At 73.6% G+C, this 18,719-nt stretch carries 15 protein-coding genes and 1 pseudogene; 10 read left to right on the plus strand and 6 right to left on the minus strand.

All coding sequences use genetic code 11. The features are described 5' to 3' along the window. Window positions 1-124 precede the first annotated feature (124 nt). A complete protein-coding gene (locus VM324_15225; GenBank protein HVM00640.1) occupies window positions 125-334 on the plus strand; it encodes a BldC family transcriptional regulator in 210 nt (69 codons plus the stop codon). Window positions 335-397: 63 nt separating this feature from the next. Here the strand turns inward: VM324_15225 and purM are convergent, their stop codons facing one another. After that, window positions 398-1,429 (minus strand): phosphoribosylformylglycinamidine cyclo-ligase, encoded by a 1,032-nt coding sequence (gene purM, locus VM324_15230; protein HVM00641.1) that lies wholly within the window; start codon window positions 1,427-1,429, stop codon window positions 398-400. Next, window positions 1,426-2,868, minus strand: coding sequence for an amidophosphoribosyltransferase (gene purF, locus VM324_15235; GenBank protein HVM00642.1), 1,443 nt, complete (start codon window positions 2,866-2,868; stop codon window positions 1,426-1,428). The genes purM and purF overlap by 4 nt, the downstream gene beginning before the upstream one ends. A gap of 212 nt (window positions 2,869-3,080) precedes the next feature. Here purF and VM324_15240 point away from each other — a divergent pair, with 212 nt between their 5' ends. Together VM324_15240 and VM324_15245 are read left to right on the plus strand one after the other, a co-directional pair. Further along, on the plus strand, window positions 3,081-3,272 hold the full coding sequence (locus VM324_15240) for a hypothetical protein (protein HVM00643.1): 192 nt from the start codon (window positions 3,081-3,083) through the stop codon (window positions 3,270-3,272). Then, entirely contained in the window at window positions 3,269-3,784 is a 516-nt protein-coding gene (locus VM324_15245) for a hypothetical protein (GenBank protein HVM00644.1), read from the plus strand. The genes VM324_15240 and VM324_15245 overlap by 4 nt, the downstream gene beginning before the upstream one ends. 23 nt (window positions 3,785-3,807) lie before the next feature. Here the strand turns inward: VM324_15245 and purL are convergent, their stop codons facing one another. After that, complete coding sequence (gene purL / locus VM324_15250) at window positions 3,808-6,051, minus strand: phosphoribosylformylglycinamidine synthase subunit PurL (GenBank protein ID HVM00645.1); 2,244 nt, start codon at window positions 6,049-6,051, stop codon at window positions 3,808-3,810. Window positions 6,052-6,113: 62 nt separating this feature from the next. Beyond that, the gene (locus tag VM324_15255; GenBank protein HVM00646.1) at window positions 6,114-6,890 is read right to left on the minus strand and encodes a phytanoyl-CoA dioxygenase family protein; all 777 of its coding nucleotides are present in this window, start codon (window positions 6,888-6,890) and stop codon (window positions 6,114-6,116) included. Between the two features lie 188 nt (window positions 6,891-7,078). Here VM324_15255 and VM324_15260 point away from each other — a divergent pair, with 188 nt between their 5' ends. From VM324_15260 to VM324_15280, 5 genes are all read left to right on the plus strand, one after another. Next, window positions 7,079-8,029, plus strand: a complete 951-nt coding sequence (locus VM324_15260; GenBank protein ID HVM00647.1) for a glycoside hydrolase family 43 protein — start codon at window positions 7,079-7,081, stop codon at window positions 8,027-8,029. Then, a complete protein-coding gene (locus VM324_15265; GenBank protein ID HVM00648.1) occupies window positions 8,026-9,072 on the plus strand; it encodes a UDP-glucose--hexose-1-phosphate uridylyltransferase in 1,047 nt (348 codons plus the stop codon). The genes VM324_15260 and VM324_15265 overlap by 4 nt, the downstream gene beginning before the upstream one ends. Next, the gene (galK, locus tag VM324_15270) at window positions 9,069-10,220 is read left to right on the plus strand and encodes a galactokinase (protein ID HVM00649.1); all 1,152 of its coding nucleotides are present in this window, start codon (window positions 9,069-9,071) and stop codon (window positions 10,218-10,220) included. The genes VM324_15265 and galK overlap by 4 nt, the downstream gene beginning before the upstream one ends. 179 nt (window positions 10,221-10,399) lie before the next feature. Then, a complete protein-coding gene (locus VM324_15275; protein ID HVM00650.1) occupies window positions 10,400-11,473 on the plus strand; it encodes a class I SAM-dependent methyltransferase in 1,074 nt (357 codons plus the stop codon). A gap of 220 nt (window positions 11,474-11,693) precedes the next feature. Continuing rightward, the gene (locus VM324_15280) at window positions 11,694-12,152 is read left to right on the plus strand and encodes a CHRD domain-containing protein (GenBank protein HVM00651.1); all 459 of its coding nucleotides are present in this window, start codon (window positions 11,694-11,696) and stop codon (window positions 12,150-12,152) included. Between the two features lie 22 nt (window positions 12,153-12,174). Here the strand turns inward: VM324_15280 and VM324_15285 are convergent, their stop codons facing one another. Further along, on the minus strand, window positions 12,175-14,742 hold the full coding sequence (locus VM324_15285) for a beta-propeller domain-containing protein (GenBank protein ID HVM00652.1): 2,568 nt from the start codon (window positions 14,740-14,742) through the stop codon (window positions 12,175-12,177). Between the two features lie 199 nt (window positions 14,743-14,941). Between VM324_15285 and VM324_15290 the strand changes: the two are divergent. Beyond that, window positions 14,942-15,799: pseudogene (locus tag VM324_15290) on the plus strand (ABC transporter ATP-binding protein). Next, window positions 15,750-18,014: an ATP-binding cassette domain-containing protein gene (locus VM324_15295; GenBank protein HVM00653.1), complete on the plus strand. Its 2,265-nt coding sequence runs from the start codon at window positions 15,750-15,752 to the stop codon at window positions 18,012-18,014. Before VM324_15290 ends, VM324_15295 begins: the two are co-directional and overlap by 50 nt. On the opposite strand, the gene purQ is transcribed toward VM324_15295, so the two are convergent. Continuing rightward, window positions 18,004-18,684 carry a phosphoribosylformylglycinamidine synthase subunit PurQ gene (purQ, locus tag VM324_15300; GenBank protein ID HVM00654.1) on the minus strand — a complete coding sequence of 227 codons (681 nt, stop codon included), beginning with the start codon at window positions 18,682-18,684 and terminating at the stop codon, window positions 18,004-18,006. The two genes, VM324_15295 and purQ, sit on opposite strands and share 11 nt — an antisense overlap. Window positions 18,685-18,719: the final 35 nt, after the last annotated feature.

Raw genomic sequence — 18,719 nt, forward strand, 5'->3', positions numbered from 1 at the left:
TTGGGTATACCCTTCCCCCCGACCGGGGGTTACACTATGTGACGAGTGCACGGAGTTATACGGTGTGCGCGGTGGACTGTAACGCTCTTGACGACGACTCGAGCGCGGCTCGGAGGGGAGCACGATGACGACGATGATCAACCAGGATGAGGACCTCTTGACCCCCTCCGAGGTGGCGAAGCTGTTCCGCGTCGACCCCAAGACTGTGACGCGCTGGGCGAAGGCGGGCAAGCTCTCCTCGATCAGGACGCTGGGAGGCCACCGGCGCTATCGCGCGTCGGAGGTGCACGCCCTGCTCACCGGACAGGCGACGGGGGTCCCCTCAGGGGACTAGTCCAGGCGGGGGGCGGAGCGGTCGGAACGCGCGGCCCCCCGACCGCCGCAGAACCAGGGGCGGTCAGGCCGCCATCCCGGCGAGCGTGACGCCGGCGGACTCCGTGACGCTGCCGCAGACCCAGGCGTCGACCCCCCGGTCGCGCAGGACCGCGACGGCGTTCTCGCCTGCGGGCACGACGGCGAGCATGCCGGCCCCCATGTTGAACACCCGCCACATCTCTGCGGGGTCGACGCCGCCCCGCTCTGCGAGGAACGCGAAGACGTCGGGTGGGGTGAACGTCGCGGTGTCGACGACCGCGCCGAGCCCGCCGGGCAGCACCCGTGGGAGGTTGCCGGGGATGCCGCCGCCGGTGACGTGACAGAGGCCGTGGACCTCGGTCGCCTGCGCGAGCGCGAGGCAGTCGGGCGCGTAGATGCGCGTGGGCCGCAGGAGCGCGTCCCCGAGCGACTGCAGCCTCAAGCCGTGGTCGTCGGCGAGGTCGAGCCCCTCGACGATCCGCCGGACGAGCGAGTAGCCGTTCGCGTGCAGCCCGTTGGAGGCCATGGCGACGACGTCGTCGCCGGGTCGCACGAGGTGCGGTCCGAGCAGCCGCTTGCGCTCCACGACGCCGACGCCGAAACCCGCGACGTCGTACTGACCGGCGGGAAGCACGCCGGGATGGGCAGCGGTCTCCCCGCCCACGAGGGCGCATCCGGCGACGGCGCAGCCGTCGGCGATTCCCTTGACCACCTGCGCGACGTGCGCCGGCTCGAGCCGCCCGACGGCGATGTAGTCGAGGAAGAACAGCGGCTCGGCGCCGGCCACGACGAGGTCGTCGACGACCATGGCGACGAGGTCGATGCCGATCGTGTCGTGGCGGTCGAGCGCCCGGGCGATCTCGAGCTTCGTGCCGACGCCGTCGGTGGCGCTCACGAGCACCGGGCTCTTGTAGCGCCGCGCGGGGAAGGAGAACAGCGCCCCGAAGCCCCCGACCGCGTCGAGCACCTCGGGGCGGCGCGTGCGCTCCACGTGAGGCTTGATGGCCTCCACCGCGGCATCCGCTGCGTCGAGGTCCACCCCCGCGGCCGCGTAGGTGGCCCCCTCCTCGTTCACGAGCCCGCAGGCACCCGCGTGCCCTCGTGCTGCGCCAACGGCACCGGGATGGGGTACTCGCCATCGAAGCAGGCGCGGCAGAGGGTCGCCTTCGCTCGCCCGGTCGCCGTGACCATCGCGTCGAGGGACAGGTAGGCCAGCGAGTCGGCTCCGACGAAGTCGCGGATCTCCTCGATGGACAGGCCCGACGCGATGAGCTCGGCGCGGGTGCCCATGTCGACGCCGTAGAAGCAGGGGTGGCGCACGGGGGGTGAGGTGATGCGGAGGTGCACCTCGCTGGCTCCCGACTGGCGGAGCATCGCCACGAGCGGGCGGGAGGTGTTGCCCCGCACGATCGAGTCGTCGACGACGACGAGACGCCGGCCCTCGATCATGTCGCGCAGCGGGTTGTACTTCAGGCGGATGCCGAGCTCGCGGACGGACTGGGACGGCTGGATGAACGTCCGGCCGACGTAGCGGTTCTTGACGAGCGCCTCCGCGTAGGGAATCCCCGAGGCCCTCGCGTAGCCGGCGGCGGCCGCGCTGCTCGAGTCGGGCACCGGGATGACAAGATCGGCCTCCACGGCGGCCTCGCCGGCGAGCAGCTCGCCCATGCGGTGGCGCGCGGCGTACACGCTCGTCACGGCGGTCCCCGTGCCTGGGGAGCCGTCGCCCGCGGCGGCGCGGTGGTCGGGGCGCGCGAGGTAGACGTACTCGAACACGCAGAGCGACGGGGTCGCCTCCGCGTAGCGACGGCTGCGCAGCCCCCCGTCGTCGACGATCACGATCTCACCGGGTTCGACCTCGCGGAGGAGGTGGGCGCCGACGATGTCGAGCGCGCACGTCTCGCTCGCGAGCACATAGCCGCCGCGGGGCAGGCGCCCGATGACGAGGGGGCGCACGCCGTGCGGGTCGCGGAAGCCGAACATCGTCGACTCGTCCATGGCTACCACGGAGAAGGCGCCCCGCAACCGGGAGGCGACCTGCACGATCGAGTCCTCCAGGGACGTGGCCGCGTCCCTGGCGAGCAGCGTCGTCAACAGCTCGGAGTCGCTCGTGCAGCGCTGGCCGGCGTCGCCGAGGTCCGCGGCGAGCTCACCGGTCGCGACGAGGTTGCCGTTGTGGCCGAGCGCGATGGCTCCGCCGCTGGGGGTCACCTTGAAGGCCGGCTGGGCGTTGTCCCAGGTCGACGCGCCGGTGGTCGAGTAGCGCACGTGCCCGATGCCGAGGTGGCCGTCGAGGCCGGCGAGGCGGGACTCGTCGAAGACCTGCGCGACCAGGCCCATCTCCTTCGTGACGAGGATGTGCCGGCCGTCGGACACCGCGATGCCCGCCGACTCCTGCCCCCGGTGCTGCAGGGCGTAGAGCCCGTAGTAGCAGAGCTTTGCGATGTCCTCCCCGCGGGCGTAGACGGCGAAGACGCCGCACTCGTCGCGCGCGCCGGTGCGCAGATCGGGCATGAGGGTCACCAGGGCTCGAGTGGAGGGGAAGACCCTCCCAGTCTACCGGCGCGCGCCGGGGGGCGAGGGGTCCCGACGGACCCCGGCGGTAGGCTCGGCGCGCGATGCCTCCCCCCGCGTCGCCGCCAGCCGCCGACCGGGCGGCGCCAGGTTAGGGGTGCCGACCGGCGGGTACTCCGGCGGGACACAGCGAGCGGCTGTTGGAGGAGCGGATGGGACAGCAGGACCCCCTGGCGAAGACCGACTACAGCAACCACACCGACGACGAGCTGCGCGAGGCCATCACGAAGGCCGACCGGGAGGAGGGCCGGCTGACCGACGAGAGCTCCGGTGAGGCCGTCGAGGCGGCCCGCCGCCAGCAGGAGGAGATGCGCGCCGAGCTCGAACGCCGGAGCGACGGATGATGGCCGCGAACCTGCTGCGCAAGGCTGCCGCCGGCGTCCTGTCGCTGACGTCCAGGGCCATGGCCGCCGGCTCGCGGCTCGCCGACCAGGTCGCCACGGGCCTGCGCGACGAACGACGGCCGTCGTCGGAGCGGTCGACCCCCACCGCGACCGCGCGCGAGGTGCTCGAGGAGGTCGGGCAGGCTCCGGTCACCGAGGCGGTCGAGCGCTCCCGGGTGTCGTCCCCGCCGTCGGAGCCGGTGCCCGAGGGACCGTCACACCTGCGCGCGCCCGAGACTCACACCGAGGCGCTCGCCTCCCGGTCCGCCGCGGACGTCCTCGCCGCCATCCCGGACCTGTCGACCGACGAGCTCGGCCGCCTCTACGAGTACGAGGCGGCGAACAAGAAGCGCAAGACCGTCCTCGCCGCCATCGAGCGGGCGGTCGACCCCAACGACGCACCTCCGGGGGAGACGGAGACGATGTCGGAGGCCGGCGGCGTCCCCACCACGGGCGGCCCCGCCGCCCGCTAGAGGAAGGGCTGTCGGGCCCTCTCTCAGCCCTCCGGTCCCGCGAGGCCGAGGGCGGCGGGCAGGGCGGCGCGGTGCACGGCGGCGAGCTCGTCGAGCCCGAGGTCGAGCAGGCCCGCGATGCGCAGCGCCCCGGTCCCCACGACCCGTCCGAGGCGGCAAGCGCGGACCCCCTCGTTGCTGCACAGGGCGGTGAAGGCCGCGGCGGCGTCGGGGGCGACGCTCGCGACGACCCGGCCGGGAGACTCGCTGAACAGCCACTGGTGCGCCGCGACGGCGTCCTCCGGGGTGACGTCCGCGCCGAGGCCGGCGGCGAGGCAGCACTCGACGAGGCACGTCACGAGCCCGCCGACCCCGACGTCGTGGGCGCTGCGGAGCAAGCCGCCAGCGGCCGCGGCGGCGAGCAGACCGTGCAGGCGTCGCTCCTCGACGAGGTCGACGCGGGGCGGCCTCCCGGCGATGCGCCCGGAGGTCCTCCACAGGTACTCCGAGCCGCCGAGGCCGGCGCGGGTGCGCGCGCCGACGAGGAAGACGTCGTCCCCGGCCGCCGCGAAGCCGGCGGGAACCGCCCGCGTGACGTCGTCGATGACGCCGAGCACACCGACGACCGGTGTGGGATGCACCGCGGCGTCACCCGTGGCGTTGTAGAAGCTCACGTTGCCGCCGGTGATCGGCGTGCCGAGCGCCGCGCAGGCCTCGGCCATGCCCCGGATCGTGTCGCGGAACTGGCCCATGATCTCGGGCCGCTCCGGCGAGCCGAAGTTGAGGCAGTTGGTCGCCGCGACCGGTCGTGCGCCGGAGCAGGCGACGTTGCGGGCGGCTTCGGCGACGACGAGGCGCGCGCCCTCGGCGGGGTCGAGGACGCACCAGCGGCCGTTGCCGTCGGTCGACACGGCGATCCCCCGACGGTCCGCACCTGGAAGGCGGACGACGGCCGCGTCCGCACCCGGCCCGGCGACGGTGCCCGACCCGACGATGGAGTCGTACTGCGCGTAGACCCACGCGGCGCTCGCCACGCTCGGACTCGACAGCACGGCGATGACCGCGGCCCGGAGGTCCTCCGGCGGGTGCTCGGCGTCGACGTCGGCGCCCGCGCCGGGATGAAGCCAGTCCGCGACGGGGCGCTGGTACACCGGCCCCTCGTCGGCGAGTGAGGTGGCCGGCGCGTCGTGGACGACCTCGCCGCGATGGGAGAACACGAGCCGGTCGCCGTCGGTGACCTCGCCGATCGGTGTGGCGTCCACTCCCCACTTCGCGCAGATCGCGAGCACGGCCGGCAGCCGCTCGGGCGACACGAGCGCGAGCATGCGCTCCTGCGACTCCGAACAGAGGATCTCCCAGGCGTGCATCGACGGTTCCCGCAGCGGCACGAGGTCGAGGTCCACGCGCATCCCGAGACCGGCCTTCGAGGCCATCTCCGCGGTCGAGCAGGCGATCCCCGCGGCGCCCATGTCCTGGATGCCCGACAGGAGGTCGGCGGCGTAGAGCTCCAGGCACGCCTCGATGAGGAGCTTGCCGGCGAAGGGGTCACCAACCTGGACGTTCGGCCGCTTCGCCTCCTCGAGCCCGCCCGCCCCGAACTCGGCGGAGGCGAGGACCGACGCGCCGCCGATCCCGTCACGGCCGGTGCGCTGGCCGATGAGCACCGCGACGTCGCCGGGCGCCTCGGCGCGGGCGAGCTGGATGCGGTCGGCCGGCAGCACCCCGACGCACAGGACGTTGACGAGCGGGTTGCCCGCGTAGCAGGGGTCGAAGACCGTCTCCCCGCCGACGGTGGCCACGCCGACCGAGTTGCCGTAGTGGCCGACGCCGCGCACCACCCCGTCGACGACCCAGCGCGTCGTCGGGTCGGCGGGGTCCCCGAAGCGCAGAGGGTCGAGCAGGGCGATCGGGCGGGCGCCCATGGTGAGGATGTCGCGGATGATGCCGCCGACGCCGGTCGCCGCCCCCTGGAAGGGCTCGACGAAGCTCGGGTGGTTGTGGCTCTCGATCTTGAAGGTGACGGCCAGCCCCCCGCCGACGTCGACGACGCCGGCGTTCTCGCCGGGGCCGACGAGCACCGCGTCGCCCTCCGTCGGCAGGTCGCGGAGGTAGACCCGTGAGGACTTGTACGAGCAGTGCTCGGACCACATCACCGAGTAGGTGCCGAGCTCGGCGGTCGACGGCTCGCGCCCGAGCGTCGCGACGACCCGGTCGTACTCGTCGTCGGTGAGCCCGAGCTCCTTGGCGAGCTGGCGGGGGTCGGCTGCGGGAGCGGGGATCGCGGTCACGTCCCCACGCTAGCCGATGCCCGTGGCCGCAGGTCAGCGCCCGTCCGGGGGGAACCGCATCTCTAGTCGTCACCCATGACGAGGCCCTCGATGGTGTGGCGCTGGCGGATCGGCTCGAGGGTCTCCACGATCCTCGTGACGCGGAGATGGTCGCGGACCGCGGCCGGCAGCGCGTCGTAGTACCGGCGGGTGACCTCGAGGTCGTGACCGGGTGTCTGGACCGATCCATCGACCGCGCCGAGGATGAGGACCGGCCGCGCGACCGTGGTGGTGTTCGCCGTGCCCCTGTGGACGGTAAGGCCCGTGCGCACGCTCATGTCGCCGCGTTGCGGCAGGCGCCGGACGCCGAGGGGGTCGAACTGCCCCTGGTCGACGGGGAACATCCCGTAGCGCCAGTCGTCCCCGTTGGTGAAGTGTGTGCCGGGGGCGACCTCGAACGGGGCCATGTCCGGAGTGACGTCGATGGTCGTGAAGTTGAACGCCAGCGACGACAGGTGGCGTCGGTGCCGTGTCTCGTCGGGGGTCGCGAAGTCCCTGTGCCAGGGCTGGGTGGTCGCTCCCGGGAAGGGGACGTCGAACCCGATCTCGCAGATCTGCCAGTCCGGGCCGAGTATCGTCGCGCACAAGGACGTGATCGTCGGGTGCGTCGCGAGGTCGAGGAAGCCGCGCAGGCTCTCGGGATGCACGGCGAGGTAGCGGCGGTTGCGTCCGCGGTTGACCGTCCCGTCCGGGATCCGGCGCTGCCGCGCGTAGATGGCGTGGAAGTCGTCCAGCGCGTCTTGCGCCCAGCCCCTCGGCAAGGCGTCCGGGACGCCGACGATGCCCTCTTCGTACAACACGTCGTACAAAGTACGGACCCGGTCTTGGGTATGCACCTCTCGCTCCGCTTCGCTCTGCTCCGCTCCCGCAACCCGCGTTAGGCCGGCGCCCAATACCGGCGCCGTGCCTACGCATCAAGCGTACTCGCCAATCGCCCTTCGCGATAGCCCGTCAGTGCCCTGCCAGGCCGTCTGTCAAGATGATCGGCATGGCGCCGCGGACCTTTACGAACCCCGTGTACCCGGGGTATTTCGCCGACCCCTTCGTCCTGCGGGTCGGCGACGTCTACTACGCCTACGGGACCGGTTCCGTCATCGGCGGGCGGGTGTTCGAGATCCTGCGCTCAACCGACCTCGTGCGGTGGACGAGCCTCGGCGGCGCGCTCGAGCCGCTGCACGATTCCGGGGCGCAGGACTACTGGGCCCCCGAGGTCGCTGCCGTGGGCGGGCGGTACTTCATGTACTACTCCGTCGGCGTGGGGGACACCAACCACACGCTGCGCGTGGCCATGGCCTTCTCGCCGGAAGGACCGTTCGTGGACGCGGGGACGGTCCTCACACCCGACGAGCGGTTCGCCATCGACCCCCACCCCTTCCAGGACGTCGACGGCCAGTGGTACCTGTTCTACGCGCGTGACCTGCTCGACGGTGAGCGTGTCGGGACGTCGCTCGCCGTCGACCGGCTGCTGGAGATGACGCGCGCCGAGGGCGCACCGCGGACGGTCGCGAGGGCGACCGCCGACTGGCAGCTGTTCGCCGCGCGGCGTGCGATGTACGGCCAGGTCTACGACTGGTACACCCTCGAAGGCCCGTTCGTCGTGCGGCACGACGACCGCTACTACTGCCTGTACTCCGGAGGGGCGTGGGAGCACGGAGACTACGGCGTGTCGTACGTCGTCGCCGACCATCCCCTCGGCCCCTACCTCCACCCGGAGGAGGAAGGGCCCGTCGTCCTGCGGTCGGTCGAGGGGCAGGTCCTCGGGCCGGGCCACAGCTGCGTCGTCACCGGACCCGACGGCAGGCACCGGATGGTCTACCACGCATGGGATCCGGCGCGGACGGCGCGACGGATGTGCGTCGACGCGCTGGTGTGGGGTCCCGACGGACCGCGCTGCGACGGGCCCTCGTTCTCCCCGAGGCCCGTGCCGGAGCGGCGTTGAGCCTGCTCGACCAACCCCACCGGCGGTTCAACCCCCTGACCGGGCGGTGGGTGCTGATCTCGGCGGAGCGGACCAGGCGCCCGTGGCAGGGCGCGGTCGAGGCGGACCCGAAGGGACCCCGACCGGCGTACGACCCGCAGTGCTACCTGTGCCCCGGCAACGAGCGGGCGGGCGGTGCCCGCAACCCGGCCTACGACCGCACCTACGTGTTCACCAACGACTTTCCCGCGCTCGTCCCCGACACCGCGGCGGGCCTCGAGGAGGCGCATCCGCTCCTTCGTGCCCAGGGTCAGCCGGGCACGAGCCGGGTGCTGTGCTTCTCCCCCCGCCACGACCTCACGCTGGCGATGATGCCGCCTGCCGACGTCAGGTCCGTGGTCGACCTGTGGGCCTCGCAGGTCGCGGAGCTGTCGGCCGACTACCCCTGGGTGCAGCTGTTCGAGAACCGCGGGGCCATGATGGGCGCATCCAACCCCCATCCGCACGGGCAGCTGTGGGCGACCCGCACGGTTCCCGACGAGCCGGCGCACGAGGACGCGCGTCAGGGCCGCTGGCACACGGAGCGCGGCAAGCCGCTCCTGCTCGAGTACGCCGAGGTGGAGGCGCAGCGCGGCGAGCGCGTCGTGGCCGCCAACGCGCACTGGCTCGTGGTCGTGCCGTTCTGGGCGGTCTGGCCGTTCGAGACGCTCGTGGTGCCCCGTGCGCCCGTGCAGCGGCTGCCCGAGCTGTCCGACGAGCGGCGGGATGCACTGGCCGGGGCGCTCAGCGCCCTGCTCATCCGCTACGACAACCTGTTCGGGGTCCCCTTCCCCTACTCGATGGGGTGGCACGGCGCGCCCGGTGCCGGCGGGGACGCACCGCACTGGCAGCTCCATGCGCACTTCTATCCGCCGCTGCTGCGTTCTGCGACGGTGCGCAAGCACATGGTCGGCTACGAGATGCTCGGGGAGCCCCAGCGCGACGTCAGCACCGAGGAGGCGGCGCAGCGGCTGCGTGAGCAGTCACCGGTGCACTGGTCCACTGCGGGCGGCGGGCAGGCGTGACCACCGTCCCGGCGAGGCTGCGGGCCCGGCAGCTGTTCCGCCGTGCGTACGGCTCGGCGCCTCCGCACGCCGTCCGCGCGCCCGGCCGGGTCAACGTCATCGGCGAGCACACCGACTACAACGACGGCTTCGTGCTGCCCGCGGCCATCGACCGGGAGGTCGTCCTCGCTTTCGAGCCGGCGGAGGACGGCTTCGTCCGTGTGGCCTCCGAAGCGTTCGGCGACGATGCGGCCTTTCGCCTGGGATCGTGGGACGAGCGCGCCGAGGGCTGGGCGTCCTACGTCCAGGGGGTGGCCTGGAGCCTCGCAGCACGGGGCCTGGAGATCCGGGGGTGGCGGGGGGCGCTGGCCAGCGACGTGCCGGTCGGCGCCGGCCTGTCGTCCTCGGCGGCGCTGGAGCTCGCCGTGGCGCAGGCGTTCCACGTCGTCGGTGGGTGGCCGTGGGATCCCGTGGAGATGGCGGGGGTGTGCCGACGGGCGGAGAACCACTGGGTCGGGGTCGCGTCGGGGATCATGGACCAGCTGGCGTCGGCGGGCGGTGTCGCCGGTCACGCGCTGCTGGTGGACTGCCGCTCCCTCGACGTCGAGCCGGTGCCGGTGCCGGAGGGGCTGAGGCTCGTCGTGCTCGACACCTCCACGCGCCGCGAGCTCGGTTCGTCCGGCTACAACGACCGGCGGCGCGAGTGCGAGACGGCGGCACGGGCGCTCGGGGTGGGATCGCTCCGCGACGTCACCACCGCGATGCTCGACGAGCGCGGTTCGACGCTGGACGGCCTGCTGCTGCGGCGCGCCCGCCACGTCGTCAGCGAGAACGACCGCACGACGCGCGCGGCGGCGGCGATGCGCGAGGGCGACCCGGAGCGGCTGGGCGCGCTCGTGTCAGAAAGCCACCGCAGCCTGCGGGACGACTTCGCGGTCTCCTCCGGCCCGCTCGACGCGATCGTGGCGATCGCCGAGGACGTCGCCGGGTGCTACGGGGCGCGGCTGACCGGCGGTGGGTTCGCCGGCTGCGCGCTGGCGCTGGTCGCCGGCCCGTCGGTGGCGTCCTTCGCCGACGACGTGCAGGTCCGCTTCGCCGACGAAACCGGCCTCCAGGCCCGCCTGCACGTCTGCGAGGCGGTCGCGGGAGCCGGCCCGGTCGACGGCTGACACCGTCGCGCAGCGCCGCTGCGTCGCCGACCACCAGCGCTCCATGCGCGCGGATGCCCGCGGCTCGAGCGCCGGGCGCCGGGCGCCCATGGCCACGCGTCAAGCGGTACCCTTCACCGACCATCACCCTGGGGGGCGGGGGGGCGAGCACATGGCGTGGGCGAAGCGGGAGCAGACGGATGGCGGGCGCACGCGACGAGGCACGGGCGGAGCAGTTCGCCGAACGGATGCTCGACGTGGTGAACCACAGCTTCGTCGCGCTGCTGACCAGCATCGGCCATCGCACCGGCCTCTTCGACACCCTTGCCGCCTTGCCGCACTCGACCAGCGAGCAGATCGCCACGGCCGCGGGTCTCGACGAGCGCTACGTGCGGGAGTGGCTGGCGGGGATGACCGTCGGTGGCATCGTGGAGTACGCACCCGAGGACGGCACCTACGCGCTACCGGCCGAGCACGCCGCGTTCCTCACGCGGGCCGCCGGGCCTGACAACATCGCGGTGCTCACGCAGTACGTGAGCTGCATGGGCGAGGTGGAGGACGGCATCGTCGAGTGCTTCCGACGGGGCGGCGGGCTGCCGTACTCCGCGTACGAGCGCTTCCACGCGATCATGATGGAGGATTCCGGTCAGGTCTTCGACGCCACGCTCTTGACGAGCACGCTCGACCTCATGCCCGGGATGCGCGAGCGGCTGTCCGCGGGCATCGACGTGCTCGACGTCGGGTGCGGGTCCGGACGTGCGGTGCACCTGCTGGCGCGCGAGTTTCCCCACAGTCGCGTGACCGGCTATGACTTCTCCGAGGAGGCAGTTGGGCGCGCACGCCGCGAAGCGGCCGACCTGGGGCTGGCGAACGCGACGTTCGTGCTGACCGACGTGGCGGAGATCACCGACGTCGCGGCGTTCGATCTCATCACCGCCTTCGACACCATCCACGACCAGGCTCATCCCGACCGGGTTCTTGCGGGGATTGCCCGGGCGCTGCGCGACGACGGCACGTTCCTCATGGTCGACATCGGCGCGTCGAGCAACGTCGAGGACAACCTCGACCACCCGCTCGGACCGTTTCTCTACGGGGTGAGCACGATGCACTGCATGTCGGTGTCCCTCGGCCTCGGCGGGATGGGTCTCGGGACCATGTGGGGCGAGCAACGGGCGCGCGCGATGCTCGACGAGGCAGGCCTCGACGTCGTGCGGGTCCAGCAGGTCGAGGGCGACATCGCCAACAGCTTCTACGTCGCGAGGAAGCGACGGTGAACGCCAGGACCGCTTTGCATGCTGCATGACCGCCCCTTCCTGCCGGGAAGGGCGGGACCGAAGGCGCTCGTGCCGTCGCGAACCCGCCCGCGTCATAAAACAGCGGTCGACAGAATACGGACATTTAATCCCCCGCCAGCACTATTTTCCTCCAAGGCCTGGTCCGGGAGGCCTTCGCGCTGTAGGGTCCGTGTCCTCAACTCTTTCGGGGGAGGCCCACATGCGCAGGTTTCTTGTCACCATGGTTGTCGCCGCACTCGCGACGCTCGGCTTTGCCGGGCCGGTGCTCGCCGCAAAGGTCCAGGGGGCCGACCACGGGGGGCGGCCGTTGCGCGCGACGCTGACCGGCGCGGAGGAGGTGCCGAGGCCTGGGGATCCCGACGGCACCGGGACGGCGCTCGTCACCGTGAACAGAGGGCAGCGGGAGATCTGCTTCGAGCTCGCCGTCGCCGACATCGACCGGGCGACCGCAGCGCACATCCACGTGGGTGAAGCCGGGACGGCCGGCCCGGTCGTCATCGGCTTGACGGCCCCGAGCGACGGCTTCTCGAGCGGGTGCGTGGACGACGTCGATCTCCAGCTGATCGACGCCATCCGCAAGAACCCGGCCGGCTTCTACGTCAACGTGCACAACCAGGCCTTTCCCGCGGGTGCGTTGCGGGGACAGCTCGCGAGGTAGGTAGGCCTGACGCGACGGGCGCTCAGCCGAAGGGCGTCCACCCGCGGTCGGCCATGGTGGTGAGGTCGCTCGCCTTCACGCCCCGCTCGGAGACGGTGTAGAGCACGTCGCCGATCACGACGCTGCGCCGGATCGACGGCGTGGACCAGAAGTCGGCACCGTCGCGACCCTCGGCGTGGGTGACACGCCCGGCCTCCCGGATACCCGCGCCCGCGTCGACGTCGAACCCGACCACGCCGATGAAGCCGTCGGTCGCGCCCGTGCGCTCGTCGTCGGAGAAGACGTGCAGCGGCAGGACGGCGCGCCCGAGGGGCGCCCACCAAAGGAAGGCCCGGTGGTCGAACTCCACCTCGCTGAAGGCGTCGGCGACGACGGCCTGATGCAACCGCCGCGGGTGCGCCGGGTCGCTGACGTCGAACAGGGACACCTGGGTGCCGAGCCGAGCCCCGGCGTCGTCGGCGTCCACGCCGACGCCGAGCAGCAGGCGCTCGCCCACGGGGTGGAGGTAGGCCGAGTAGCCGAGGATCTTCAGCTCGCCTCGGACGGTCGGGATGGTGGGGTTCGACAGGTCGACGGTGTAGAGCGGGTCGACCTGGCGGTAGGTGACGACGTAGCCGAGGTCACCGATGAACCGCACCGCCTGGATGCGCTCGCCGCGTCCCAGGCCGCCCACACGGCCGACCTCCTCGAGCGTCGAACCGCGGCGTCGCAGCACGACCACCTGGCTCTCCGCGTCCTCCCCGCCCCCGGGTGGCTCCGACGTGGTCGCGACCCGCAGGACGCCCGCGTGCTCGGAGAGCGAGAACTGATCGAGGACGAATCCCCCCACCTTTCCCGAGGCCGTGTAGACGGCCGCGCGGGGTTCGCTGATGTCGAACGCGTGGATCTCGGTGGTGACGTCGGTTCCATCCGGCGCGTCCCCCCTGACGAAGTCCCCGCGTGCGGTCGCCACGTACAGTCCGGTCTGCGAGGCGTACACCGTCCGTCCGTCGGCCAGCACGCTGGTGGAGGCATCGGGCGTGAAGTCGCCGGCAAGGTCCACGGTCACCACCGAGAGCAGGTCGAGCCCCGAGAACTCCGGCGGCCGGGCGACGCCGTCGCAGGCGACGAGGGGGCCCGCGGCGGTCGCTTGCGCGCCCTGGCCCCTGCGCGTGTAGCCGGGCAGCCAGTCGGCGATCGTCGAGTTCTCGACGACCTTGCGGTTGTGCCGGGCCGCGACCGCCTCGCCGTCCACACGGCGGTGGTCGGGGAACGCGAACGGAAGGTCGGGCGACGAGCGGACCACGACCCGCGCGACGCCGTCGACCAGGCGCGCCGACAGCGGGGAGCCGTCGATCTGCAACGTCGCCGCGACGCGCATGTCGGCGCCCTCGCCGACGTCGACGAGCTGGAGCAGGGCCGTCTGGTGGTGGGAGCCGTCGGACCGCCGGCCGGCCGTGCTCGAGAGCACGAGCGCGCGGTCCGCGGCCAGCAGCAGCTCGCCGCCGTGGCCGCCCACCGCCAGGGAGCCGGCGGGCACGGGCGTACCGCCCGTGACGTCGGTCCGGTGGAGCCGGCCGCCCGCGACCGTCAGCAGGCGCCGCCCGTCGGTCTTCACGACGTCGGACTCGTCGACGCCCTCCTCCTGCACGTTCGTGCCCGAGAAGCCCACCCCGCGCTCCGCGGGCGCCGGCTCGGGAGCGTCGTCGGCCGGTCCCTCGAGGACAGGAAGACCCACGAAGCCGCCCCCGAAACCGTAGGGCCCGACGAGCTCCAGGGCCTCCTCCTTGTAGTACGCGAGCAGGTCCTCGCAGGCGTCGAACGCGCGCAACGCCGACGCGCGCCGCAGGGTGCCCGGCGAGTCAGCAACGTGGCCGCCGTCCACGAGCAGCGCGAGACCCCGGACGAGGAACGACGCCATCTGTGCCCGGGTGACCGCGGCGTTGGGGGCGAAGCGGTCGGCTGCCACACCGAGGGCCAGCCCCGCCTCCGCCGCCTTGTTGATCGCCGGCTCGTGCACCGAACCGTCGTCGTCGGAGAAGTGGTCGCGGGTGGCGGCAAGGCGCCGGCCGGTCCGCTGCTCGAACGAGCGCACGAGGAAGCTCGCCATCTGCCCGCGGGTGACCGCAGCCTGTGGCCGGTAGAGCCCGTCCCCCCGGCCCCGCACGAGCCCGACGGCGGCCAGCCGGTTCGTGGCGTAGTGGTGGACCGACCCGTCGTCGTCGGTGAAGGCGTCGACGGGGGAGGCCGGCAGCGGCCCGCCCGACGCGCGGACGAGCCGGGCGACGAACGACGCCGTCTGCGCCCGGGTGACGTCACCGCGCGGACCGTAGCGGCCCTCCCCGACACCCTTGGCGATGCCCCACCAGGCGGCACAGTCGATCGCCCGGGCGTGCGCCCCGCCCGCGTCGACGTCGCCGAACCGCCCCCGCCCCGCCTCGGTCGGGCAGGCGTCGGTGACGGGCTCGCCGGTCGCAGCGGCCGCAACGTCGTCGACGCGCTCGCTGGCCTCGGCGGCCGTACCGTCGCCGTGCGGCCCGACGGACAGCCCCAGCGCCAACGTCACAGCCAGGATGGCGGCTGCGGCGCCGCGTCCTGCGTCCCACCTCATGACACGCCCCTCCCGCGCGCAGGTTCCGCGCACTTGGACGCCGCCGACAGCGCCGCGGTTCCGCCGGCGATGACCGATTTCCGCTCGGGCCGTACAGGACGGTGATCCGTCTCGAGCCGCCTGAGGTTGATCGGGCGACGGTCGCCGCCGTCGGCGGGGATCATAGGTCAGACGCCGCCGCCGTGGCGTCGCCGGGGTCGGCCTCTTCGCGCAGGCCGCCACCGTCGCGACGACCGCCGGGGCGACGCGGATCGCCTGGACGGCGACGAACGCCCTGCGCGAACGCGCGACCGCGCACGCCCTGCGACTGGACCTCGCCTACCACGGTGCGACGTCCCCGGGGGTCCTCGTCGAGCGCGTCGACGGCGACGCCACCGCGATCACCAAGCTGCTCACCGACGTCGTCCTCAAGGTGGCCGGCGGCGCCGTGACCCTCCTCGGAGCGGTCGTGCTCGTCACCGTCGAGGACTGGCGGGTGGGGCTCGGGATGGCGGTCTTCGTGGCCGCCGTGGTCGGACTCGTCGCGCGGCTGCGCGACCGCGCGGTCCCGGCGGCCGCCGCCGAGCGCGGCGCCTACGCCGACGTCATCGGCCTCGTCGAGGAGCAGCTCGCCGGTGTCGAGGACCTCCGCGCCCTCGGCGGCGGCGGCCTCGCCCTCGAGCGCCACGAGCGCGCGAGCGCGCACCATGCCCGCGCGCTGCGGCGCGCGTGGCGGGCCAGCGCCGGGGTGTACGGCGCGACGACCGGGGCGTTCGCGTACGGCGGCGTCGGCATGCTCGCCGGGGGGTGGCTCCTGCACCGCCAGGGTGCGATCACGATCGGCACGGTGTTCCTGCTCTTCCAGTACGTGCAGATCCTGCGCCGGCCCGTGGAGGTCATGGCCGAGCAGCTCGAGCAGGTCCAGCGCGCCGGCGCCGGCGCCTCGCGCCTCGGGGCGCTGCTCGCCGAGCGTCCCGCGCTGGACGTGCAGGGCGACGCGGGCCTGCCCGACGGTCCGCTTCGCCGACGTGGCGTTCGCCTACCCCGACGACGGCCAGGTGGTGCTCGACGGCGTTGACCTCGACGTGCCCCCGGACACCACGCTCGGGCTCGTCGGTCGCACCGGCAGCGGCAAGACGACCCTCGCCCGACTCGCCGGGTTCGTCGCCGGGCTGCCCGAGGGCCTCGACACCGTGGTCGGCCCCGACGCGGGCCTGTCAGGGGGTCAGGCGCAGCTCATCGGCATCGGCCGCGCGCTCCTGCGCGATCCCGGGCTCGTGGTCCTCGACGAGGCATCGTCGCGGGTCGACCCGGTCACCGCGGAGCTCGTCGAGGCCGCCCTCGACCGGCTCCTCGCGGGCCGCACCGTGATCGTCATCGCGCACCGCCTGCGCGCGGTCGACCGGGCTGACGTCGTCGCGGTGCTCGAGTCCGGCCGGGTCGTGGAGGTCGGCCCGCGGGGCCACGCTCGTCGCCGACCCGTCGAGCCGGTTCCACCGGCTGGTGGACCTCGAGGGCGTGCACGCATGACGAGGCGAACGGCCCCGCCCGGGCACCGCCGGCCGAGGGCCGGGCGTGTGGCGCTCGGCCTGGCTCGTCGCTGGCCGGGCCGCTACCTCGCCGGCTCGATGCTCTGGGCGGGTTGGTGGGTCGTTCCCGTCCTGCTCGGCCTGCTGCTCAAGGCCACCTTCGACGCCATCGGCGGGGCCTCACCCGCCGGCCTCGACGTCGCGAGCCTGATCGCGCTCGTCGTCGCCGTCGAGGGGATGCGCCTCGCCGTGTTCGTCGGCGCGTTCGTCGTGTGGTCGCGCTGGTGGGCCCGCGCCCACACGCTGCTGCGCACGAACCTGCTCGCCGCGCAGGTGGCGAGCGGCGGTCCCGCCGCGGGCGCCCCCGTGCGCGCGAGCGGCGAGGTCATCGCGGTCTTCCGCGACGACGCGACGGACGTCGTCGAGTACACCGACGGCTGGGTGGACCTCGCCGGCACCGCCGTGTTCGGCCTCATCGCCGTCGCGGTCATGCTGCGCGTCGACGCGCTTCTCACCCTCGTGGTCGTCGTGCCGCTCGTCGCGGCGTTCGGCGTCACCGGGCTGCTCGCCGAGCGCATCCGCCGGGTCCGCCGCGCCGACCGGAAGGCGACGGCCCGTGTCACGGGGCTGCTCGGCGGTCTGTTCTCCGCGGTGCTCGCCGTCAAGGTGGCCGGCGCCGAGGACCAGGCCGTGCGCCGGCTGCGCTCGCTCAACCGCGACCGCCTCCGCACGTCGCTGCGCGACCGGGTCCTCACGCAGACCCTCGACGCGTTCAACGGCTCGACGGTCGACCTCACCATCGGCCTCGTGCTGCTGCTCGTCGCACCGAGGATGCGCACCGGTGCGTTCACCGTGGGCGACCTCGCGCTGTTCGCGAGCTACCTCACCTGGCTCGCGAGCCTGCCCCGGTGGGCGGGGCTCGTGCTGACCCGCCACCGCCACGCCGAGGTGGCCGCCGGGCGGATGGCGGAGCTCCTGCCCAACGGCGACGAGGCCGCTGCGGTCGCGCCCCGTCGGCTGCGGATCGACCAGCCCCCACCGCCCGCACCGCGCCCGCCGCGCCCGTCCCGCCGACCCGGCGCACGCGCGCCCGCGGCCCCCGACGTGGAGCTCCGCGGCTTCGGCGTGCGGGGCCGGCTCGGCGGCGTCGACCTGCGCCTGGCGCCGGGGTCCTTCACGGTCGTGACCGGGCCCGTCGGGGCCGGCAAGAGCACGCTGCTGCGGGGGCTGCTCGGCCTCACGGGGCCTGTCGAGGGGACGGTGGTCGCCGACGGCGTCGTCGTCACCGACCTCGCCGCGCATTTCGTACCGCCCCGGTGCGCCTTCGTGCCCCAGGCACCACGGCTGTTCAGCGCGACCCTGCGCGACAACCTCGCGCTGGGGCGAGCCGTCGACGACGCCGCTGTCGAGGCGGCGCTGCGGACGGCGGCCCTCGACGAGGACGTCGCGGCGATGCCCGACGGGCTCGACACGCTCGTCGGGCCCCGCGGCGTGCGGCTGTCCGGGGGGCAGCTCCAGCGCGCCGCCACCGCCCGCGCGCTCGTTGCGGGCGCGCCGATGCTCTTGCTCGACGACCTTTCGAGCGCCGTCGACGCACCGACCGAGCTCCAGCTCTGGAGGCGGCTCGTCGACAGCGCCGGCGGCAACCGGCCCACCGTGCTCGTGGTCTCGCACCGGGCCGCGGCGATCGAGCGCGCCGACCAGGTCGTGCGCCTCGACGCCGGCCGCGTTGTCGCGGTCGAGACGACGCTCGTCAGGCGGTGACGCGCGTGAGCACCGCGCCGAGCAGGCGGGCGCCGTCGGTCGAGCCGAGCAGCGGGTCGACGGCGTGCTCGGGGTGGGGCATCAGCCCGGCGACGTTGCCGGCGGCGTTCGTGACGCCCGCGATGTGGGCGACGCTGCCGTTGGGGTTCGCCGACTCGTCGACGGCGCCGTCGGCGTGGCAGTAGCGGGCGAGCACCTGGCCGTTCGCCGCCAGCGCGTCGGGATCGGGGTGCACGTAGCGACCCTCGCCGTGCTTCACGGGGAGGTCGAGGACCGTGCCGGGGACGATGCCGGCGGTCCACGCGCCGGCAGCCTCCACGCGGACGTGCTGGCGGCGATGGAGGAACCGCAGGCCGGCGTTGCGGGTGAGGGCCCCAGGCAGCAGGTGGGCCTCGCAGAGCACCTGGAAGCCGTTGCAGATGCCGAGGACGGGCCCGCCCCGCCCCGCGAACGCCGCGATCGCCCCCATCACCGGCGAGAAGCGCGCGAGCGCCCCGGTTCGCAGGTAGTCGCCGTAGCTGAACCCACCCGGCAGGACGACCGCGTCGACGCCGGCGACGTCGGCCTCGGCGTGCCACAGCGCGACCGGCTCGGCGCCGAGGAACGTGAGCGCATGGGCGGCGTCGCGGTCGTCGCAGGACCCCGGGAACGTCACGACACCGATGCGCATGCCCCCAATCGTAGCGGCCGCCCCGTCCGCCCCCG

It is taken from the genome of Egibacteraceae bacterium, from assembly GCA_035540635.1.
Lineage (GTDB): Bacteria > Actinomycetota > Nitriliruptoria > Euzebyales > Egibacteraceae > DATLGH01.

Coding starts and splice junctions, on each gene's coding strand:
- VM324_15225 (HVM00640.1), top strand. CDS start 125: ATGACGACGATGATCAACCAGGATGAGGACCTCTTGACCCCCTCCGAG.
- VM324_15285 (HVM00652.1), bottom strand. CDS start 14,742: ATGAGGTGGGACGCAGGACGCGGCGCCGCAGCCGCCATCCTGGCTGTG.
- purQ (HVM00654.1), bottom strand. CDS start 18,684: ATGCGCATCGGTGTCGTGACGTTCCCGGGGTCCTGCGACGACCGCGAC.
- VM324_15240 (HVM00643.1), top strand. CDS start 3,081: ATGGGACAGCAGGACCCCCTGGCGAAGACCGACTACAGCAACCACACC.
- VM324_15245 (HVM00644.1), top strand. CDS start 3,269: ATGATGGCCGCGAACCTGCTGCGCAAGGCTGCCGCCGGCGTCCTGTCG.
- purF (HVM00642.1), bottom strand. CDS start 2,868: ATGCCCGATCTGCGCACCGGCGCGCGCGACGAGTGCGGCGTCTTCGCC.
- VM324_15260 (HVM00647.1), top strand. CDS start 7,079: ATGGCGCCGCGGACCTTTACGAACCCCGTGTACCCGGGGTATTTCGCC.
- VM324_15280 (HVM00651.1), top strand. CDS start 11,694: ATGCGCAGGTTTCTTGTCACCATGGTTGTCGCCGCACTCGCGACGCTC.
- VM324_15275 (HVM00650.1), top strand. CDS start 10,400: ATGGCGGGCGCACGCGACGAGGCACGGGCGGAGCAGTTCGCCGAACGG.